This window comes from Massilia sp. BKSP1R2A-1, from assembly GCF_050586525.1.
Lineage (GTDB): Bacteria > Pseudomonadota > Gammaproteobacteria > Burkholderiales > Burkholderiaceae_D > Telluria.
This window is the reverse complement of the sequence record NZ_JBOBRE010000008.1, coordinates 170,845-188,109: the sequence shown is the minus strand read 5'-3', so window position 1 is coordinate 188,109 and position 17,265 is coordinate 170,845. Positions and strand designations below refer to the sequence as shown.

The following is a 17,265-nucleotide window of genomic DNA, read 5'->3' as shown; positions in this document are numbered from 1 at the left end:
CCGTTGTGCGGGCACTGGCGCCCTTCGACTCTGCGGCGGGCGCCGCGAAAGGAATGAAGGTTTATGGAAGTATCACGCGTACGGGCCCTGCGTGGCCCCAATCTCTGGAGCCACCACACCTCGGTCGAGGCGATCGTTTCGTGCACGCCTGAAGAAGAATCGATCCGCGAACTGGGCGGCTTCGAGACCCGCCTGCGCGCACGCTTCCCCCAGGTCGGCGAGCTGCAGCCCTACGGCCATGACGACATCGTGTCGCTGGCCCATGTGCTCGAGCAGGTTGCCCTGACCCTGCAGGCCGAAGCCGGCTGCCCCGTCACCTTCAGCCGCACCACCGCCACCATCGAACGCGGCATCTACCAGGTGGTCGTCGAGTACAGCGAGGAAGACGTCGGCCGCCTGGCGCTGGAACTGGCCGAGCAGCTGGTCGACGCCGCACGCAAGGACGCCGCCTTCGACCTGGCCGGCGCGCTGGCCCGCCTGCGCGAAGTCGACGAGGACGTGCGCCTCGGCCCGTCCACCGGGTCGATCGTGCAGGCTGCCGTCGCCCGCAACATCCCCTTCCGCCGCCTGACCGAGGGCAGCCTCGTGCAGTTCGGCTGGGGCAGCCGCCAGCGCCGCATCCAGGCCGCCGAGATCGACGCCACCGGCGCCATCGCCGAGACCATCGCCCAGGACAAGGAACTGACCAAGAAGCTGCTCGACGCCGCCGGCGTGCCGGTGCCGATGGGCCGCAGCGTGAGCGATCCGGAAGACGCCTGGGCGGCCGCGCTCGAAGTCGGCCTGCCGGTCGTGATCAAGCCGAAGGACGGCAACCAGGGCAAGGGCGTGACCGTCAACGTCACGACGAAAGAACAGCTGACCGCGGGCTTCCATACCGCTTCCGAATTCCGCGACGACATCCTGGTCGAGCGCTACCTGCCGGGCCACGATTACCGCATGCTCGTCATCGGCGACAAGCTGGTCGCCGCCGCGCGCCGCGATCCGCCTTTCGTCGTCGGCGACGGCCTGCACACGGTGCGCCAGCTGGTCGAGGAAGTGAACAAGGACCCGCGCCGCGGCGAGGGCCATTCCACCTCCCTGACCAAGATCCGCTTCGACGACATCGCCCTGGCGACCCTCGCCGCGCGCGGCCTGAACGCCGACTCCGTGCCGGACCGGGGCCAGCGCGTGGTCCTGCGCAATAACGCCAACCTGTCGACCGGCGGCACCGCCACCGACGTGACCGACGACGTCCACCCGGACGTCGCGGCGCGCTGCATCGCAGCCGCCCACATGGTGGGCCTGGACATCTGCGGCGTCGACCTGGTGTGCGACTCGGTCCTGAAACCCATCGAAGAGCAGCACGGCGGCATCGTCGAAGTGAACGCCGCGCCGGGCCTGCGCATGCATCTCTCGCCCTCCTTCGGCAAGGCCCGCCCGATCGGCGAAGCGATCGTGGACACCCTGTTCGCGGAAGGCGACGACGGCCGCATTCCGGTGGTGGCCGTGACCGGCACCAACGGCAAGACCACCACCGTGCGCCTGATCGCCCACCTGCTGACCGCATCGGGCCTGCGCACCGGCATGACCAATACCGACGGCGTCTACATCGAGGGCCGCCGCATCGACAGCGGCGACTGCTCGGGCCCGCGCAGCGCGCGCAACGTGCTGCTGCACCCGGACGTCGACGCGGCCGTTTTCGAAACCGCGCGCGGCGGCCTGCTGCGCGAAGGCCTGGCCTTCGATCGCTGCCAGGTGGCGGTGGTGACGAATATCGGCGCGGGCGACCACCTGGGCCTGAACTACATCACCACGCTGGAAGACCTGGCCGTGCTGAAGCGCGTGATCGTGCAGAACGTGGCGATCGGCGGCATGGCCGTGCTGAATGCCGCCGACCCCGTCGTGGCGGCGATGGCCGAGGTCACCCGCGGCGACGTCACCTTCTTCGCCCTCGACGTGAACAACGCCCTCATGGCGATGCACCGCGCCCAGGGCCGCCGCGTGGTCTTCGTGGAAGACGGCCACCTGGTGGCGGCGCAGGGCAAGATCGAGCACCGCGTGCCGCTCGGCGACGTGCCGATCACCCGCAACGGCGCCATCGGTTTCCAGGTCGAGAACGTGATGGCCTCGGTGGCCGCCGCCTGGGCCGTGGGCATCGACTGGGACCGCATCCGCGTCGGCCTGAAGACGTTTGTCGGCGAAAGCGACAATGCGCCGGGCCGCTTCAATGTGTTCGACTACCGCGGCGCGACCGTGATCGCCGACTACGGCCACAACCCGGACGCGATCGCCGCCCTGGCCAATGCCGTGGAAGCGATGCCGGCCAAGCGCCGTTCGGTGGTGATCAGCGGCGCCGGCGACCGCCGCGACCAGGACATCACGCAGCAGACGCAAATCCTCGGCAAGGCGTTTGACGACGTGCTGCTTTACCAGGACCAGTGCCAGCGCGGCCGCGCCGACGGCGAAGTGATTTCCCTGCTGCGCAAGGGCCTGGATGGCGCAACCCGCACCAGCCACGTCGAGGAAATCAACGGCGAATTCGTCGCCATCGACCGGGCGCTGGCGCGCCTGGAAGCCGGCGACCTGTGCCTGATCCTGATCGACCAGGTCGACGAGGCCCTGGCGCACATCGCACGCCGCGTCGCCGAGGGTTGATGCCCGCCTCTTCGACCCATGTGCCGGCGCTGCCGGCCATGGGCGTCGACATCCTGCTGCGGGCCCTGTTCAAGCGCCCGCAGCATCCGCTTCCCGATTCATTGCCGGAACTGGCAAGCAGCTATCGTCTCGACGGGCTGCCGCTGGACGACATCGCCCGCTACCGCGCGGCCTTCGGCTTCGAAGGCCAGCATGTTCCGCTGACCTGGTGGTACCTGCTGGCCCAGCGCGCCCACCTGGCGACCATGCTGGCGCCCGGCTTCCCCTTCCGGATCGTCGGACTCGTCCACATGGACAATGCGCTGCGCGTGTTTCAAGAGCCCGCACCCGGCCAGCCCCTGCTGATCGACACCGTGCTGCGCCTGCTGCCGCCCTCCTCCAGCGGCGCCCTGCGCTGCATGCTCGACACCACGGGCTACAGCGATGGCGTCCCGGTGTTCGGCTGCACCAGCACCTACCTGATCCGGCGCGGTTCGCGCAGCAGCGCAAAACAGGAGGAGTCCGTCCTGCCGCAGGGTGCGCCGCTCACGCAGTGGACCCTAGGCGTCGGCGCCGGCCGCCGCTACGCGCAACTGTCGGGCGACTGGAATCCGATCCACCTGACCCGCTGGAGCGCACGGCTGATGGGCATGCGCGCGCCGATCATCCATGGCATGCACACGCTGGCCTCGGCCTGCGCGGCGCTGGAGCGCTCTGCAGGCCGGCACGCGCTCGCCATCGACTGCCGCTTCCGTGCGCCGGTGGCGCTGGGCAGTACGGCGGCGCTGTCGTTCGACGCGGTATCGGGGGAATTCGTGGTGGCAGCCGCCGGCAAGCCGGCGGTGACGGGATCGGTCACGCTGGCGTAAAGCCAGCGCGGATTCAGGCCTGGCGGCGCTGACGGCGGCGCAGCGCGCCCAGTGCGAAAAGGCCGGCGCCGAACACGGCGAGGCCGGTCGGTTCCGGCACGTCGGCCGGCGCATCCGCACTGTTGAAGATCAGGCTCGACGAGAACACTTCGAGCGGGTCGCTTCTGGTGGTGTCCTCGAAATACAGCTTCCACTCGCCGAACATGTCCATGCCGTCGAACAGGCTCAGGGACTGCACCGGACGGAAGGCGCCGGCCTGCACGCGCTTGCCCAGCTTGGCGCCTTCGTCATCGAAGGTCATGGTGATGCGGCCGATGCCTGGCGTATCGCCCTGGTCGAAGGTGCCATATTCGACCAAGCTGAGCACTCGTCCATCCGGGCCGACCAGGCGCATGACGATTTCGTTCTCAAAAGGCGTGTCCCGGCCGACGCAGGCGCTGCCCGCCGGATCGATATACGGGTTGTCGCATTTAGAGAACTCGACGGCGATATTCAGGTCGTCGACCAGGCCATGCGTCGCAACGTTGAAGGTCACGTATGCCGACGAGGCGTCGAAGTCGCGGTAGGTCTTGTCGGTATAGATGACGTCGGCATGAGCAGCACCTGCGGCGAACAACATGGCGATGCCGGAGAACAGTGAAGTAATTGCTTTCATAGAAATCCCTTTAGATTTCCTCAGTTCAAGCAATATTCGGACCAGCCGGTAATTTTTTAATTAATACAGTTACTTACTAAAATTCCTTATCCGAATTATTTCCAACTGTAAAAATTTCCGACACTAGTCAATAGCATCGGCGTCACATACCCTTTGCCGCGGTAGATTTCGCGCGCTTTCTTATGTTGGTCCGTCGCCCATGGACGCGTCTTCTTGTAGCCCGCATGACGCGCGAACTGATGGCAGACGTCGACCATGGGCATGGCAACTCCAACGATTAGTCGGCCCATTCTGGAATAGATTGCTGACTCAGGCAACAATCCCTTGCGCCGATGCGGGTATGCCGAATTGTCCGTTTTGCAGCGCTGAGCTACCTGATCGCGGTAAAATGACTGGCCTTGGCTCCGCCCTCGCTTTGCCGCACGACCACCGAAGAAATGAACGCTCCCTCCGAGATCAACGCCGCCGCCCTCAAGGCCAGCACGGCCGAAAAGCATACCCCCATGATGCAGCAGTACCTGCGCATCAAGGCCGACTACCCGACCATGCTGGTGTTCTACCGCATGGGCGACTTCTACGAACTCTTCTTCGAGGACGCCGAGAAGGCCGCCCGCCTGCTCGGCATCACGCTGACCGCGCGCGGCAAGTCCGACGGCGAGCCGATCAAGATGTGCGGCGTGCCCTTCCATTCGCTGGACGGCTACCTGGCCAAGCTGGTCAAGATCGGCGAATCCTGCGCGATCTGCGAGCAGATCGGCGACCCGGCCCTCTCGAAAGGCCCGGTCGAGCGCAAGGTCGTGCGCGTGGTCACCCCCGGCACCCTGACCGACAGCGACCTGCTGCCGGAAAAAGCCGACCGCCCGCTGCTGGCCCTGTGCATGCACAGCCAGCGCAAGACCATCACGGTCGGCATGGCCTGGCTGTCGCTGGCGAGCGGCGTGCTGCGCCTGATGGAATTCTCGGGCGAGCAACGCGCCGTGGAGTCGCGCCTGGCGCACGAACTCGAGCGCATCGCCCCGGCCGAGATCCTGCGCGCTGAATGTAACGGCGGCGCCGACCTGTTCGAATCCGAACCGGTAGCCCACACCCAGCGCATGCCCGAGTGGCACTTCGACGTCCTCAAGGGCCACCAGGCCCTGCTCGACCAGCTCAGCGTGGCCACCCTCACCGGATTCGGCGCGGACGGCCTGGGCGCCGCTTTCGGCGCGGCCGGCGCGCTGCTGCGTTACGCGCAGTCGACGCAGGGTCGCGGCCTGCAGCACGTGAAGAGCCTGGCTTGCGAACAGGAGAACGAATACATCGGCCTCGACGCCGCCACCCGCCGCAACCTGGAACTGACCGAGACCATCCGCGGCCAGGAATCGCCGACCCTGTTCTCGCTGCTGGACGGCTGCCGCACCGCCATGGGTTCGCGCCTGCTGCGCCACTGGCTGCACCATGCGCGCCGCAATCAGCGCGTGGCCCGTTCGCGCCATGAAGCCATCGCCGCGCTGGCCCAGGCGGAAGCCACGCATGGCCTGTCCGCGACGCTGGCCAACGTGCCCGACATCGAACGCATCACCACCCGTATCGCCCTGCTGTCGGCGCGCCCGCGCGACCTGTCCTGCCTGCGCGACGGCCTCAAAACATTGCCGCTGCTGCGCGAGCAGGTGGCGCGCTGCTTCGTCCCGGGCGACACCAGCCTGCTGCGCGAAATCCACGACCTGCTCGAGCCGCCAGCCAGCTGCCTCGACCTCTTGAGCCGCGCGATCGCGGAAGAGCCGAGCGTGCAGGTGCGCGACGGCGGCGTGTTCGCGCGCGGCTTCGACGCCGAACTCGACGAACTGCGCGCCCTGTCCGAGAACGCCGGCCAGTTCCTGGTCGACCTCGAAACGCGCGAGCGCGCCCGCACCGGGATTGCCAACCTGCGCGTCGAATACAACCGCGTGCACGGCTTCTACATCGAAGTCACCAACGGCCAGGCCGACAAGGTGCCGGTCGACTACCAGCGCCGCCAGACACTCAAGAACTGCGAGCGCTACATCACGCCGGAACTGAAAGCCTTCGAGGACAAGGCCCTGTCCGCGCAGGACCGCGCGCTGTCGCGCGAGAAGATGCTGTACGACCTTCTCCTCGGCGAGCTGGCGCCTTTCATCACGACCCTGCAGTCGGTCGCGGGCGGCCTGGCCCAGCTCGACACCCTGGTGGCCCTCACCAGCCACGCGGTGCGCAACAACTGGTGCGCACCGCAACTGGTCGACGAACCCTGCCTGACCATCGTCGAAGGCCGCCACCCGGTGGTGGAGAACCAGATCGAACGCTTCATCGCCAACGATTGCCGTTTGTCGGACGACCGCCGCCTGCTGCTCATCACCGGCCCGAACATGGGCGGTAAATCGACCTTCATGCGCCAGGTCGCCCTGATCACGCTGCTGGCCTATGTGGGCAGCTATGTGCCCGCTAGCCAAGCAACCATCGGCCCGATCGACCGCATCTTCACCCGCATCGGCGCCAGCGACGACCTGGCCAACGGCCGCTCGACCTTCATGGTCGAGATGACCGAATCGGCGGCCATCCTGAATGGCGCCACCGAGCACTCCCTGGTGCTGATGGATGAAGTCGGTCGCGGCACCTCGACCTTCGACGGCCTGGCGCTGGCCTGGGCCATCGCGCGTCACCTGATCGAGAGCAGCCGCAGCTTCACGCTGTTCGCGACCCACTATTTCGAGCTTACCCAGCTGCCCGAGACCCACCCGAGCGCGGTCAACGTGCACCTGTCGGCGGTCGAGCACAAGGACAGCATCGTCTTCCTGCACGCGGTGCAGGACGGCCCGGCCTCGCAGAGCTACGGCCTGCAGGTGGCGCAGCTGGCCGGCGTGCCGCCCGCCGTGATCCGCGCCGCGCGCAAGCATCTGGCGCGGCTCGAGTCGCAGGCGCTGGATGCGACGCCGCAGCTCGACCTGTTCGCCGCGCCGAGCGACGACGATGCCGGTGAGCCGCCCGCTCCGGTCATGGAAGCCGCCCGTGACGATGCCCTGAAGTCCGCGCTCGATGCGATCGATCCGGATGCGCTCACGCCGCGCGAGGCGCTGGAACGGCTCTACGAGCTGAAACGGCTGGCCGCCTGATGCGGGCGCGCCGTCCCTTCGTCTTCGCCGCACTGCTGGCGGCCGCGCTGCTCGCCAGCGGCGGCGCTGGCGCCGCGCGCGACAAGAAGAAGGACAAGGACGGCAACGCCCACCACTTCGCCATCGTCGGCCACCGCGCCGCCACCGATGGCGAAGATGGTTTGAAAAGCGCCCTCGACGACGCGAAGGACGAGGACCTCGCTTTTGTCGTCGTCACCGGCATCAAGGGCGCGAACGAAGCCTGCGGCGACCGCGTCTACCAGAAGCGGCGCGATCTGTTCGACAAGGCCAGGCGCCCGGCGATCCTCTCGCTGTCAGGGAACGACTGGACCGGCTGCCGCAATTCGGCGGGCCGCACCGCCGCCATCGAACGCCTGAACCGCCTGCGCGAGCTGTTCTATGGCGAGCCCGAATCGCTGGGCAAGCAAAAAATCCCGATGACGCGCCTGTCGAGCAGCCCGCGCTTTCGCAGCTATGCCGAGAACGCGCACTGGCGGGTCGGCAAGGTGCTGTACGCGACCATCAACCTGCCGGCGGCGAACAACCACTACCTGCCGGCGGCGGGGCGCAACAGCGAATTCGAAGACCGCGCGGTGGCAAACCGCTTCTGGCTCAACCGCCTGTTCGCGATCGCCAAGCAAGACAAGGTGAGCGCCGTGGTGCTGTTCGCCGAAGGGAATATGCAGCCGCTGCTACAGCCGGCCAACGGCCTGCGCGCCCTGCTGCAGCGCTCGCCGACCGGCTACGACGGTTTCGCGGACACGCGCCGCCAGGTGCAGATGCGCGCGGCGAAGTTCTTGGGCCAGGTGCTGGTGGTGGACAGCGCGGGGCTGCCGAAGGAAGCGAAGCCGGCGGTCGAGTGGCACGGCAATGTGGGACATCTGTCCGTCGGGGCGCACGCGGTCGAGGTGCGCGTGGCGGAGGATGGGAAGAACGTGTTCAGTCTGGGGCCGGTGCGCTGAGGAGCGCCGGCGGGCGGTCATCCAAACATGGGTTCCGGCCTTCGCCGGAACCCAATTTCCATAGCAACCCCGTAGCGCAAGGCGCGATCAGTTCAGCGGCTGGCTGCGGAAGTGGTCGCCTTCGTCGCTGTCGTCCATCTCATGATGGTGGCCATGCTCGCCATGCACGTGGCCGTGGGCGATTTCTTCGTCCGAAGCGGCGCGCACATCCACCACCGACAGGTCGAAGCGCAGGGCCATGCCGGCCAGCGGGTGGTTACCGTCGAGGACGACCTTGTCGTCGGCGATGTCGGTGACGGTAAAGATGGTCGGCTCTTCGTCCACGCCTTCCGCCACGCCTTCGAACTGCATGCCGACTTCGAGCGGCTCAGGCAGGCGCTTGCGGTCTTCGACCTTTACCAGCGCCGGGTCGTAGTCGCCGAATGCATCTTCCGGCTCGACCTGGATCGTCGACGAATAGCCCTTTTCCTTGCCGTCGAGCTCTTCTTCGATCTTCGGCAGGGTATTCTCGTAGCCGCCGTGCAGGTACACCATCGGCTGGGAGCCCTCTTCGATCAGGTTATTCTGGGCATCCGACAGCTTGTAGTTCACCGTCACGACCGTATCCTTGGCAATTTTCATCGCAAATCCTTTCGTTGTGAGGTCGGGATTATAACCCCTGCCCGGCCGTGGCTTCGGCCTGGCTGGTTATAATGGCGCATGAAAAAATTACAGCTCCTTGGGAATATTACTCCCGCCCAGTTCCTGCGCGATTACTGGCATAAAAAACCGCTGCTGATCCGCGGCGCCATTCCTGACTTCAAGCCGCTGCTCAAGTTCGAGAAACTGGCCGAGTTGGCCAAGCTGAACCACGTCGAATCCCGCCTCGTGACCATGAAGGGTGGCCAGTGGGACATGCAGCACGGCCCGCTGCCCGAGCTGCCTTCGCGTAGCGAGCGCGAGTGGACCATGCTGGTGCAGGGCGTCAACCTGGTCGACGAGCGCGCCGACGAACTGCTGCGCCAGTTCCGCTTCGTGCCGGATGCGCGCCTGGACGACCTGATGGTCAGCTTCGCCACCGATGGCGGCGGCGTCGGCCCCCACTTCGATTCCTATGACGTGTTCCTGCTGCAGGCCCACGGCAAGCGCCGCTGGCGCATCGGCGCCCAGCAGGACCTGAGCCTGGTCGAAGGCCTGCCGCTGAAGATCCTGGCCAATTTCGAACCGGAAGAAGAATTCGTGCTCGAGCCCGGCGACATGCTCTACCTGCCGCCCCACTACGCCCACGACGGCGTGGCCGAAGGCGAATGCATGACCTACTCGATCGGCTTCCGCTCGCCTTCCTTCCAGGAACTAGGCGAAGCCTTCCTGCAGTTCATGGCCGACTCGATCGACCTGCCGGGCCGCTATGCCGATCCGGAACTGCAGCCGGCAAAGAGCCCGGCCGAAATCCCGCGCGAGATGCTGAGCACCATCACGGAAGAGCTCAACAAGGTGCGCTGGGACGAGGAAGACGTCACCATCTTCCTGGGCGAATACCTGTCCGAGCCGAAGCACAATGTCTTCTTCACCGGTCCGGCCAAGCCACTTGTGGTAGGCAAGTTCATGGAGACTGCGGCCAAGCGCGGATTGAAGCTGTCGAGCAAGACCCTGATGCTCTACCGCGGCAAGAACGTCTTCATCAACGGCGAATCCTTCGCCGTCGGACGCGCCGACAAGGCGGTGCTGGACGTGCTGGCCAACGAGCGCCGCCTCGATGGCGCCGTCCTGGCGAACGCGACCGACGACGTGCTGGAAGCGCTTTATACCTGGTACCAGGACGGCTGGGTGGAACTGGGCTGATTGCAGACCGGGAAGGAGGCAGGCATGCAGGAACCGACCAAGGAAGGGAGCGCGCGCTTCGATACCCGCGCCGGGTTCGAGACCCACTTGCGTGCCTGCCTGGCCGCCGCCCACGTCACGCTCGATCTCTTCGATCCGGACTTTCGGGTCTACCCGCTCGGAAGCATCGAGAGCGACACCCTGCTGCGCGCCTTCCTCGGCCGTGGCGGCATGCTGCGCCTCGCCATGCATTCGCCGGCTCACATCGACAGGCATTACCCGCGCCTGCTGCGCCTGCTGCGCGACTACAGCCATGCCGTCGAGTGCCGCGCCACGCCGAAGGCGCTGCACAATCTGACCGATTCCTTCTGCATCGTCGACAAGCGCCACGTTCTCCGGCGTTTTCATAGCGACCACACGCGTGGCGAGATGGCTTTCGATGCGCCGGGCGCCGTCGATGTGCCGGCTCATCGTTTTGAAGCGATCTGGGTCGAATCGCGCCCTGCTTTGCAGCCGACGATAACCGGTTTATAGCCTGTCAACCGATCTCTTGGTCAGTCCGTTAACAGCGCAGTTACCTGGGAATTTGCTGCGGTTGCATCTTGTAACAAGATAAACCTTAGCAAGGCACAAATTACTTTCGCCAGAGCATGAGTTTCCTGTTGCGATTCAGTAAATTTGGCTATAATATCAGGTCAGGAGATTCCGTTGCTTATGCGGCAGTATTGCCTCATATGTAAGCGTCAGAATTCCTCTGAGCAATAATTACCGGTAATTATTATTCAAACAAGCAGTACTTACTTTTAAGATATTAAGGAAAATCATGAAAAAATCCCTGCTGATCGTTTCCCTGATGGCTGTTGCTCTGGCTGCTTGCAGCAAGAAAGAAGAAGCCGCTCCGGTCGCTCCGGCTGCTGTCGAAGCACCGGCTGCAACCACCGACGCAGCTGCTACCACCCCGGCCGTTACCGACGCTGCTGCCACCACCGCTCCGGCTGACGCTGCTGCTGCCGCTTCGGCTGCTGCTTCGACCGCTGCCGACGCTGCTGCTGCTGCTTCGACCGCTGCTTCGCAAGCTGCTGACGCTGCTGCTACCAAGTAATCAGCGCAAGCTCGATTCGAAAGACCGGCCTGCGGGCCGGTTTTTTTACGCCTGTACGTTTTACCGTAGGGTGGGCCTGGGCGGCCCCGCAGTTTCTGCCCACGCGGTCGACGAACCGATGTGAGCCACGGCGCGGGCCAAGATACGTGGTTTGAACGCGTGGGCGGAGGACCGCCCACCCTACATAAAAAAACCGGCCGATGCAGGCCGGTTTTTCACTTAAAGCGCTGAAACCGATTACTTCAGCTCGTCCGTCAGCAGACGCAGGATCTTCGCGCCGGTCTCGCCGGTTTCCGACTTGCCGTCGTTGGTCTGCACGGTCACGTCGCTGGCTGCAGCACCCTGCTCGGCCTTGACGATCACGCGGTAGCGCTGGGCTTCCTTGGCCTTCTCGTCGGCGCCGAAGGTGAACAGGCGCTTGAAGAAGCCGTCCTTGTTGGTGGCATCCGGATCGACGTAGCGGACGAAGTACACGCCCTGCACGCGGTCGCGGTCTTCCACGGTGAAGCCGACGCGGTCGAGCGCCAGGCCGACGCGGCGCCAGGCGCGGTCGAAACCTTCTTCCAGGCGGATCACGCCACCGTCGAGCTTGGCTTGCGGGGCGGCGACCGGTGCGTTGGCGACCATGGTCTCGGCCTGCCTGGTTTCCTTCTGGCCGGTCAGCTGGGCCACCAGGCGGCTCAGGAACTGCGACTCCAGGCCCGGATCGTTCGGACGCACGGTCCAGATCGTGGTTTCCTTCTGGCTACCCTGCAGCACTTCTTCGGCGCCGCGGTGGCTGACCCAGATCTCGGTCGAGCCGTCCGGCAGGCGCTCGAGGCGGGTGCGGAACTTGTCGCGCTCGCCGGTCGAGTAGGCGCGGTCGAAGACCTTGCCGATGGCGCCGCGGATGAAGTCCTGCGGGATCTTCGAACGGTTCTCGACCCAGTTGGTTTCCATGGTGCCGGTCGTGAGCGATTCGGTCTCGACGGCGAAGCCCTGGTTTTCCCAGAACTGGCGCAGTTGCGGCCACAGCTGTTCCGGAGTCTGCTTGACCACCAGCCAGCGCTGGTCGCCGTTGCGCTGCACGCTGACGGCATCGGTCGAGATCGGGCCGACGGTGCCGGCGATACCCGGCACACCGGCAACTGGTGCACCTGCCTGTGCGCCCACCTGCTGCTGGTAGCCCGAAGCGGTCGCGACGCCCTTGCCGTCGGGGATGGCGTAGCGGTTGTCGCGCTGCAGCGCGGTCAGGTCCGGCGGGACTGCCAGGTCGGCGGAACGCTTGGCGCCACGGTAGTCGACCTTGTCCGATTCGAAGATGGTGGTACAGGCCGAGACGCTCAGCGCGATCGCGGTAAGCGTCAGCACGCGCGCGGCGGCAGGAGTCGTGATAGTGCGTTTAGTCATGTGTTCGATATCAGGTAAGGAACCCTCGCGGGTTCAGGCAGAGAGAAGGCCCGCCTGGGCCAGTGCGCCGCGCACGGTATCGTGCCAGGACGAAGACAGCGGCGCCAGCGGCAGGCGCAGTCCGGCCGGCATCTTGCCCATTTCGGCCAGCGCCCACTTCACCGGCACCGGGTTCGGCTCGACGAACAGCTTGGCGTGCAGGTCGAGCACGCGGTTGTTGATGTCGACGGCGCGCTTGACGTCGCCGGCCATGGCGGCGGCGCACAGCTCGTGCATCGCGCGCGGGGCCACGTTGGCGGTCACCGAGATATTGCCGGCGGCGCCGCAGAACATCAGGGCCATCGCGGTCGGGTCGTCGCCCGAGTAGACCGCGAAGGAGCTGTCGACGCTGCGCAGCAGCTCGATGCCGCGGCCGACGTTGCCGGTGGCGTCCTTGATGCCGACGATGTTGTCGATCTGCGCCAGGCGCACGACGGTCTCGTTGGCCATGTCCGCCACGGTGCGGCCCGGCACGTTGTACAGGATCACTGGCAGGTCCACCGCTTCGGCGATGGCGCGGAAGTGGCGGTACATGCCTTCCTGGGTCGGACGGTTGTAGTACGGCACCACCTGCAGGGTGGCGTCGGCGCCCACTTCCTTGGCGTGGCGGGTCAGTGCGATGGCTTCGACCGTGGAGTTGGCGCCGGCGCCGGCGATCACCGGGATGCGGCCGGCGGCGTGCTCCACCGCGAGCTTGATCAGTTCGCCGTGCTCTTCCGGCGACACGGTGGCCGATTCGCCCGTGGTGCCGACGATGACGATGCCGTCGCTGCCCTCGGCGATGTGCCAGTCGATCAGCTTGCGCAGGGAGTCGCGGTCAAGACTGCCGTCCTCGAACATCGGGGTGACGATTGCTACGATGCTGCCCTTAATCATATGCGTGACGCTGCCAGTTAGTTAAGAAAATACATAAAACGCTGATTGTAGCGGATCACCCGCCTCTATGGTTCATTCGCTACCAGATTATGGTCGAGCTTCGCCTCGGTTTTAAGGAAGGCCGGGCCCGCCGCGCACAGGCGCTGCACCTGGGCGGGCATCGGCCGGTCGACGTGGCCATCCTCGTAGGCGAGCACTTGCAGGCCGCCCTCCCGCGCCAGGCCCAGCAGCTCTTCCGGCGCCAGCAGGAAGGCCGGATTCGACGGCTTTCCGTAGACCTGGTTGCCCTGCGCGAAGGTTTCGTAGATCAGCACGCCATCGGGCGCCAGGCTGCGCGCCAGGTCCGCGAACAGCGGGCGGTGCAGGTAGTTGGTGACCACGATCAGGGCAAAACGCCCCGCTTCGAAGGGCCAGACGGCGTCCTCGGCTTCCAGGTCGTGTTCCCACGTCTGTACATTGTCGCCGGCCAGCGGCGCCAGCAGCTCGGCATTCCGGTCCAGCGCCACGACCCGCAGGCCGCGCGCGGCGAGCATGCGCGTATGGCGCCCGCTGCCGCAAGCCAGGTCGAGCGCCTCGCCGCTTGTAACGAGCGGGGCGAACCGCGTGACCCACGGCGACACCGGCAGGTTCATCATTGGGCTCATGTGAGCAGCAGCGAGAACGGCGAGGCAAACAGCTGGATCAGGATCCGGCCCAGCTGCATCACCGGCATGACCCAGAAGGACAGCAGGTTAAAGAACAGCAGCGCGAGCACGATGTAGAAGCCGTAGGGCTCGATCCGCGCATATTTATAGGCCAGGCGGTTCGGCAGGAGGCTGGTCAGCACGCGGCCGCCGTCCAGCGGCGGGATCGGCAGCAGGTTGAAGGCGAACATCAGCAGGTTCGCGATGATGCCGGCCTGCGCCACCTTGTGCGGGAAGGCCTCGTCCACGTTCAGCGCCACCAGCAGGATGCCCAGGATCAGCCATCCCAGGGCCATGATGAAGTTCGCGCCGGGTCCGGCCAGCGCCACCCAGGCCATGTCGCGTTTCGGATTGCGCAGGCGGCCGAACTCGATCGGCACCGGCTTGGCGTAGCCGAACACGAAGCCAGTGGTCAGATACAGCACCAGCGGAATGATGATGGTGCCGAACAGGTCGATGTGCACCAGGGGATTCAGGGTCATGCGCCCCGCGGCATAGGCGGTGTTGTCGCCGAAATAGCGGGCGACGTAGGCGTGGGCGGCTTCGTGCAGGGTAATCGCAAAAAGAACGGGGAGCGCGTAGACAGCGATGTTGCGTATCGTTTCATCCATACCGGGATTCTATCAGAGCCGATTGCCCGCAGCCTGTGCCTTCAGGCAAGCTTAAGGACCGCTTATAAGCCGAAGGCGGCAGGATCTCCCCTGCCCTCGCGCACCAGTTCCGGCGTGGGGCCGGTCAGATCGACCACGGTGGTCGGCTCCAGCGTGCCGGCGCCGCCGTCGATGACGAGCTCGATCTGCTTGCCCAGGCGTTCGATCACCTCGTCCGGATCGGACAGCATGTGGTCGTCGCCCGGCAGCTGCAGGGTGGTGCCGATCAGCGGTTCGCCCAGCTCCTCGAGCAGACCGAGCAGGATGGCATTTTCCGGCACCCGCACGCCGATGGTCTTGCGCGAAGGATGCGACAGGCGGCGCGGCACTTCGCGGGTCGCTTCCAGGATCACCGTGTAGGGCCCCGGCATGGCGGCCTTCAGCAGGCGGTACTGGGCATTGTCGACGCGCGCGAAGTGGGCGATCTCGGACAGGTCGCGCACCAGGAGGGTCAGGTGGTGCTTGTCGTCGATGCCGCGGATGCGGCGCAGCTTCTCGACCGCGGCCTTGTCGTCCAGGCGGCAGACCAGGGCATAGGCCGAATCGGTCGGCGCGGCGACGATGCCGCCGCTGCCGATGATCTGGGCGGCCTGCTTGAGCAGGCGCGGCTGGGGATTCTCGTGGTGGATCTGGAAATGCTGGGCCATCGCAACCTTTCTTTATGCGCCTTGGCGCAGCGCCTGCAGCGCGGCAATGCGCTGCTCCATCGGCGGGTGGGTGGAGAACAACGCGCCCCAGCCGCCGCCGCTGCCCGAGATGCCGGACGCGGCCATCGACGAAGGCAGCGCGCCGGGCACCAGGCCGCCGAGGCGGGCCAGCGCGTGCTGCATCGGCACGGACGAGCCCAGCAGCCTGGCGGAACCGGCGTCGGCGCGGAATTCGCGCTGGCGCGAGAACCAGGCGACGATGATCGAGGCCAGGATGCCGAACAGGATCTCGCAGACGAAGACCGTGACCATGTAGCCGATGCCGGGGCCGCGGTCTTCGCTGCGGAACAATACCTTATCGACAAAGAAACCGACCACACGCGCGAGGAACACGACGAAGGTGTTGACCACGCCCTGGATCAGGGTGAGCGTGACCATGTCGCCGTTGGCGATGTGCGCGACTTCGTGACCGATCACGGCCTCGACCTCGTCCTGGTTCATGTTCGCGAGCAAGCCCGTGGACACGGCCACCAGGGCGGAATTCTTGAAGGCGCCGGTGGCGAAGGCATTCGGCTCGCCATCGTAGACCGCCACTTCCGGCATGCCGATGCCGGCGCGCTCGGACAAACGGCGCACGGTATCCACCAGCCAGCGCTCGGTGGGTGTGGCGGGCTGCTCGATGACGCGCGCGCCCGTCGACCATTTGGCCATGGGTTTGCTCATCAGGAGCGAGATGATGGAGCCGGTGAAGCCGACCACCAGCGAGAACACGGCCAGCGCGCCGACGTTGATTCCCTCTCCCGTGACGGCACGGCCCACGCCGAGCAGGTTGAGCACGAGCGACACCACCAGCACGACAGCGAGGTTGGTGGCGAGGAACAACACGATACGTTTCATGGACGAGTCTCCCGGCAGCTGAAAAAGATATCAGGCTGCCAAGATAGGGCTGAGATGGGGAAAACTCAAGGGCTCGGCGATGAACTTAAGTCTGCCCTCAGGTAGGGTGGGCGGTCCCCCGCCACCCTACCAGTCTTGCCAGACCGGCGTCAGGTTGCCGGGCAGCGGCGGCAGCTCGGCAAACTCGACGCGCGACTCGCCCGGCGCGTGGAAGTCGGTCCCGCGCGACGCCAGGAAACCGTAGCGCCGCGCCTTTTCGGCGTACTCGCCGTACTGGTCCGGCGTGTGGCTGCCGGTCACGACCTCGATGGCCGTACCGCCCAGCTGGCGGAATTCGTCGAACAGCGCGCCTTCGGCCGTATCGCTGAAGGGATAGCGGCCCGGGTGGGCGATCACCGGGATGCCGCCGGCGCCGCGGATCCAGCCGACCGCCTGCTCGAGCGTGGCCCAGCGGTGCGGCACATAGCCGGGTTTACCTTCGGTCAGGTATTTGCGGAACACTTCGGCCGGCGTGGCGCACACGCCGATCTCGACGAGGTAGCGCGCAAAATGGGTACGCGACATCAGGTCCGGGTTGCCGACGTAGCGCAGCGCGCCCGCGTAGGCGCCGGGGATGCCGGCGCTTTCCAGCTGGGCCGAGATTTCCATGGCGCGCGCCTGGCGGCCGTTGCGGGTCGCGGCCAGGCCGGCGGTCAGGGCGGGGTTGTCTTCGTCAATCCGCAGGCCGACGATGTGCACGGTCTCGTTGGCCCAGGTGACGGAAATCTCGACGCCGGCCACGAAGCGCATGCCGAGCTCGCCGGCAGCCTGGCGCGCGGCCTTGATGCCGCCGACTTCGTCGTGGTCGGTGAGGGCCCACACGTCGACGCCGCTTTTACGGGCGTAGGCCGCCACCGCGGCGGGCGCGAGCACGCCGTCGGAGACGCTGGAATGGCAGTGGAGATCGACTTTCATGGTGCGGCGGTTCGCAAGAGCA

At 66.0% G+C, this 17,265-nt stretch carries 16 protein-coding genes; 7 read left to right on the top strand and 9 right to left on the bottom strand.

Annotated elements, in window-relative coordinates; all coding sequences use genetic code 11:
• The first annotated feature begins 63 nt into the window (after nt 1-63).
• On the top strand, nt 64-2,634 hold the full coding sequence (gene cphA / locus ACQ7JA_RS14365) for a cyanophycin synthetase (RefSeq protein ID WP_430898816.1): 2,571 nt from the start codon (nt 64-66) through the stop codon (nt 2,632-2,634).
• Complete coding sequence (locus tag ACQ7JA_RS14360; protein WP_430898814.1) at nt 2,634-3,482, top strand: MaoC/PaaZ C-terminal domain-containing protein; 849 nt, start codon at nt 2,634-2,636, stop codon at nt 3,480-3,482. Before cphA ends, ACQ7JA_RS14360 begins: the two co-directional genes overlap by 1 nt.
• 13 nt (nt 3,483-3,495) lie before the next feature.
• On the opposite strand, the gene ACQ7JA_RS14355 is transcribed toward ACQ7JA_RS14360, so the two are convergent.
• Nucleotides 3,496-4,137: a PEP-CTERM sorting domain-containing protein gene (locus ACQ7JA_RS14355; RefSeq protein WP_430898812.1), complete on the bottom strand. Its 642-nt coding sequence runs from the start codon at nt 4,135-4,137 to the stop codon at nt 3,496-3,498.
• A gap of 437 nt (nt 4,138-4,574) precedes the next feature.
• Between ACQ7JA_RS14355 and mutS the strand changes: the two genes are divergently transcribed.
• Together mutS and ACQ7JA_RS14345 are read left to right on the top strand one after the other, a co-directional pair.
• Nucleotides 4,575-7,244 carry a DNA mismatch repair protein MutS gene (mutS, locus tag ACQ7JA_RS14350; RefSeq protein WP_430898810.1) on the top strand — a complete coding sequence of 890 codons (2,670 nt, stop codon included), beginning with the start codon at nt 4,575-4,577 and terminating at the stop codon, nt 7,242-7,244.
• Nucleotides 7,244-8,206 (top strand): hypothetical protein, encoded by a 963-nt coding sequence (locus ACQ7JA_RS14345; RefSeq protein WP_430898808.1) that lies wholly within the window; start codon nt 7,244-7,246, stop codon nt 8,204-8,206. Before mutS ends, ACQ7JA_RS14345 begins: the two co-directional genes overlap by 1 nt.
• An 87-nt stretch (nt 8,207-8,293) precedes the next feature.
• Here the strand turns inward: ACQ7JA_RS14345 and ACQ7JA_RS14340 are convergent, their stop codons facing one another.
• On the bottom strand, nt 8,294-8,827 hold the full coding sequence (locus ACQ7JA_RS14340) for an FKBP-type peptidyl-prolyl cis-trans isomerase (protein WP_430898806.1): 534 nt from the start codon (nt 8,825-8,827) through the stop codon (nt 8,294-8,296).
• A 78-nt stretch (nt 8,828-8,905) separates the two neighbouring features.
• Between ACQ7JA_RS14340 and ACQ7JA_RS14335 the strand changes: the two genes are divergently transcribed.
• The 3 genes from ACQ7JA_RS14335 (at nt 8,906) to ACQ7JA_RS14325 (ending at nt 11,108) form a co-directional block, all read left to right on the top strand.
• On the top strand, nt 8,906-10,027 hold the full coding sequence (locus ACQ7JA_RS14335; protein ID WP_430898804.1) for a JmjC domain-containing protein: 1,122 nt from the start codon (nt 8,906-8,908) through the stop codon (nt 10,025-10,027).
• A gap of 24 nt (nt 10,028-10,051) precedes the next feature.
• Nucleotides 10,052-10,540: a hypothetical protein gene (locus ACQ7JA_RS14330; RefSeq protein ID WP_430898802.1), complete on the top strand. Its 489-nt coding sequence runs from the start codon at nt 10,052-10,054 to the stop codon at nt 10,538-10,540.
• A 289-nt stretch (nt 10,541-10,829) separates the two neighbouring features.
• Entirely contained in the window at nt 10,830-11,108 is a 279-nt protein-coding gene (locus tag ACQ7JA_RS14325) for a hypothetical protein (protein WP_430898800.1), read from the top strand.
• Nucleotides 11,109-11,345: 237 nt separating this feature from the next.
• Here the strand turns inward: ACQ7JA_RS14325 and bamC are convergent, their stop codons facing one another.
• From bamC to ACQ7JA_RS14290, 7 genes are all read right to left on the bottom strand, one after another.
• Entirely contained in the window at nt 11,346-12,497 is a 1,152-nt protein-coding gene (bamC, locus tag ACQ7JA_RS14320) for an outer membrane protein assembly factor BamC (protein ID WP_430898798.1), read from the bottom strand.
• Between the two features lie 33 nt (nt 12,498-12,530).
• A complete protein-coding gene (gene dapA / locus ACQ7JA_RS14315; RefSeq protein WP_430898796.1) occupies nt 12,531-13,412 on the bottom strand; it encodes a 4-hydroxy-tetrahydrodipicolinate synthase in 882 nt (293 codons plus the stop codon).
• A gap of 65 nt (nt 13,413-13,477) precedes the next feature.
• Entirely contained in the window at nt 13,478-14,056 is a 579-nt protein-coding gene (locus ACQ7JA_RS14310; RefSeq protein WP_430898794.1) for a class I SAM-dependent methyltransferase, read from the bottom strand.
• Entirely contained in the window at nt 14,053-14,706 is a 654-nt protein-coding gene (locus ACQ7JA_RS14305) for a site-2 protease family protein (protein WP_430898792.1), read from the bottom strand. The genes ACQ7JA_RS14310 and ACQ7JA_RS14305 overlap by 4 nt, the downstream gene beginning before the upstream one ends.
• 62 nt (nt 14,707-14,768) lie before the next feature.
• Nucleotides 14,769-15,392, bottom strand: a complete 624-nt coding sequence (locus tag ACQ7JA_RS14300; protein WP_430898790.1) for an L-threonylcarbamoyladenylate synthase — start codon at nt 15,390-15,392, stop codon at nt 14,769-14,771.
• A gap of 12 nt (nt 15,393-15,404) precedes the next feature.
• Nucleotides 15,405-16,289, bottom strand: coding sequence for a protease HtpX (htpX, locus tag ACQ7JA_RS14295; RefSeq protein WP_430898788.1), 885 nt, complete (start codon nt 16,287-16,289; stop codon nt 15,405-15,407).
• A 126-nt stretch (nt 16,290-16,415) separates the two neighbouring features.
• Nucleotides 16,416-17,243 carry a 3',5'-nucleoside bisphosphate phosphatase gene (locus ACQ7JA_RS14290; protein WP_430898786.1) on the bottom strand — a complete coding sequence of 276 codons (828 nt, stop codon included), beginning with the start codon at nt 17,241-17,243 and terminating at the stop codon, nt 16,416-16,418.
• Between the last annotated feature and the right edge of the window lie 22 nt (nt 17,244-17,265).

Coding starts and splice junctions, on each gene's coding strand:
- ACQ7JA_RS14335 (WP_430898804.1), top strand. CDS start 8,906: ATGAAAAAATTACAGCTCCTTGGGAATATTACTCCCGCCCAGTTCCTG.
- dapA (WP_430898796.1), bottom strand. CDS start 13,412: ATGATTAAGGGCAGCATCGTAGCAATCGTCACCCCGATGTTCGAGGAC.
- ACQ7JA_RS14325 (WP_430898800.1), top strand. CDS start 10,830: ATGAAAAAATCCCTGCTGATCGTTTCCCTGATGGCTGTTGCTCTGGCT.
- ACQ7JA_RS14340 (WP_430898806.1), bottom strand. CDS start 8,827: ATGAAAATTGCCAAGGATACGGTCGTGACGGTGAACTACAAGCTGTCG.
- htpX (WP_430898788.1), bottom strand. CDS start 16,289: ATGAAACGTATCGTGTTGTTCCTCGCCACCAACCTCGCTGTCGTGCTG.
- ACQ7JA_RS14360 (WP_430898814.1), top strand. CDS start 2,634: ATGCCCGCCTCTTCGACCCATGTGCCGGCGCTGCCGGCCATGGGCGTC.
- ACQ7JA_RS14355 (WP_430898812.1), bottom strand. CDS start 4,137: ATGAAAGCAATTACTTCACTGTTCTCCGGCATCGCCATGTTGTTCGCC.
- ACQ7JA_RS14330 (WP_430898802.1), top strand. CDS start 10,052: ATGCAGGAACCGACCAAGGAAGGGAGCGCGCGCTTCGATACCCGCGCC.
- ACQ7JA_RS14310 (WP_430898794.1), bottom strand. CDS start 14,056: ATGAGCCCAATGATGAACCTGCCGGTGTCGCCGTGGGTCACGCGGTTC.
- mutS (WP_430898810.1), top strand. CDS start 4,575: ATGAACGCTCCCTCCGAGATCAACGCCGCCGCCCTCAAGGCCAGCACG.
- bamC (WP_430898798.1), bottom strand. CDS start 12,497: ATGACTAAACGCACTATCACGACTCCTGCCGCCGCGCGCGTGCTGACG.
- cphA (WP_430898816.1), top strand. CDS start 64: ATGGAAGTATCACGCGTACGGGCCCTGCGTGGCCCCAATCTCTGGAGC.
- ACQ7JA_RS14345 (WP_430898808.1), top strand. CDS start 7,244: ATGCGGGCGCGCCGTCCCTTCGTCTTCGCCGCACTGCTGGCGGCCGCG.
- ACQ7JA_RS14290 (WP_430898786.1), bottom strand. CDS start 17,243: ATGAAAGTCGATCTCCACTGCCATTCCAGCGTCTCCGACGGCGTGCTC.
- ACQ7JA_RS14305 (WP_430898792.1), bottom strand. CDS start 14,706: ATGGATGAAACGATACGCAACATCGCTGTCTACGCGCTCCCCGTTCTT.
- ACQ7JA_RS14300 (WP_430898790.1), bottom strand. CDS start 15,392: ATGGCCCAGCATTTCCAGATCCACCACGAGAATCCCCAGCCGCGCCTG.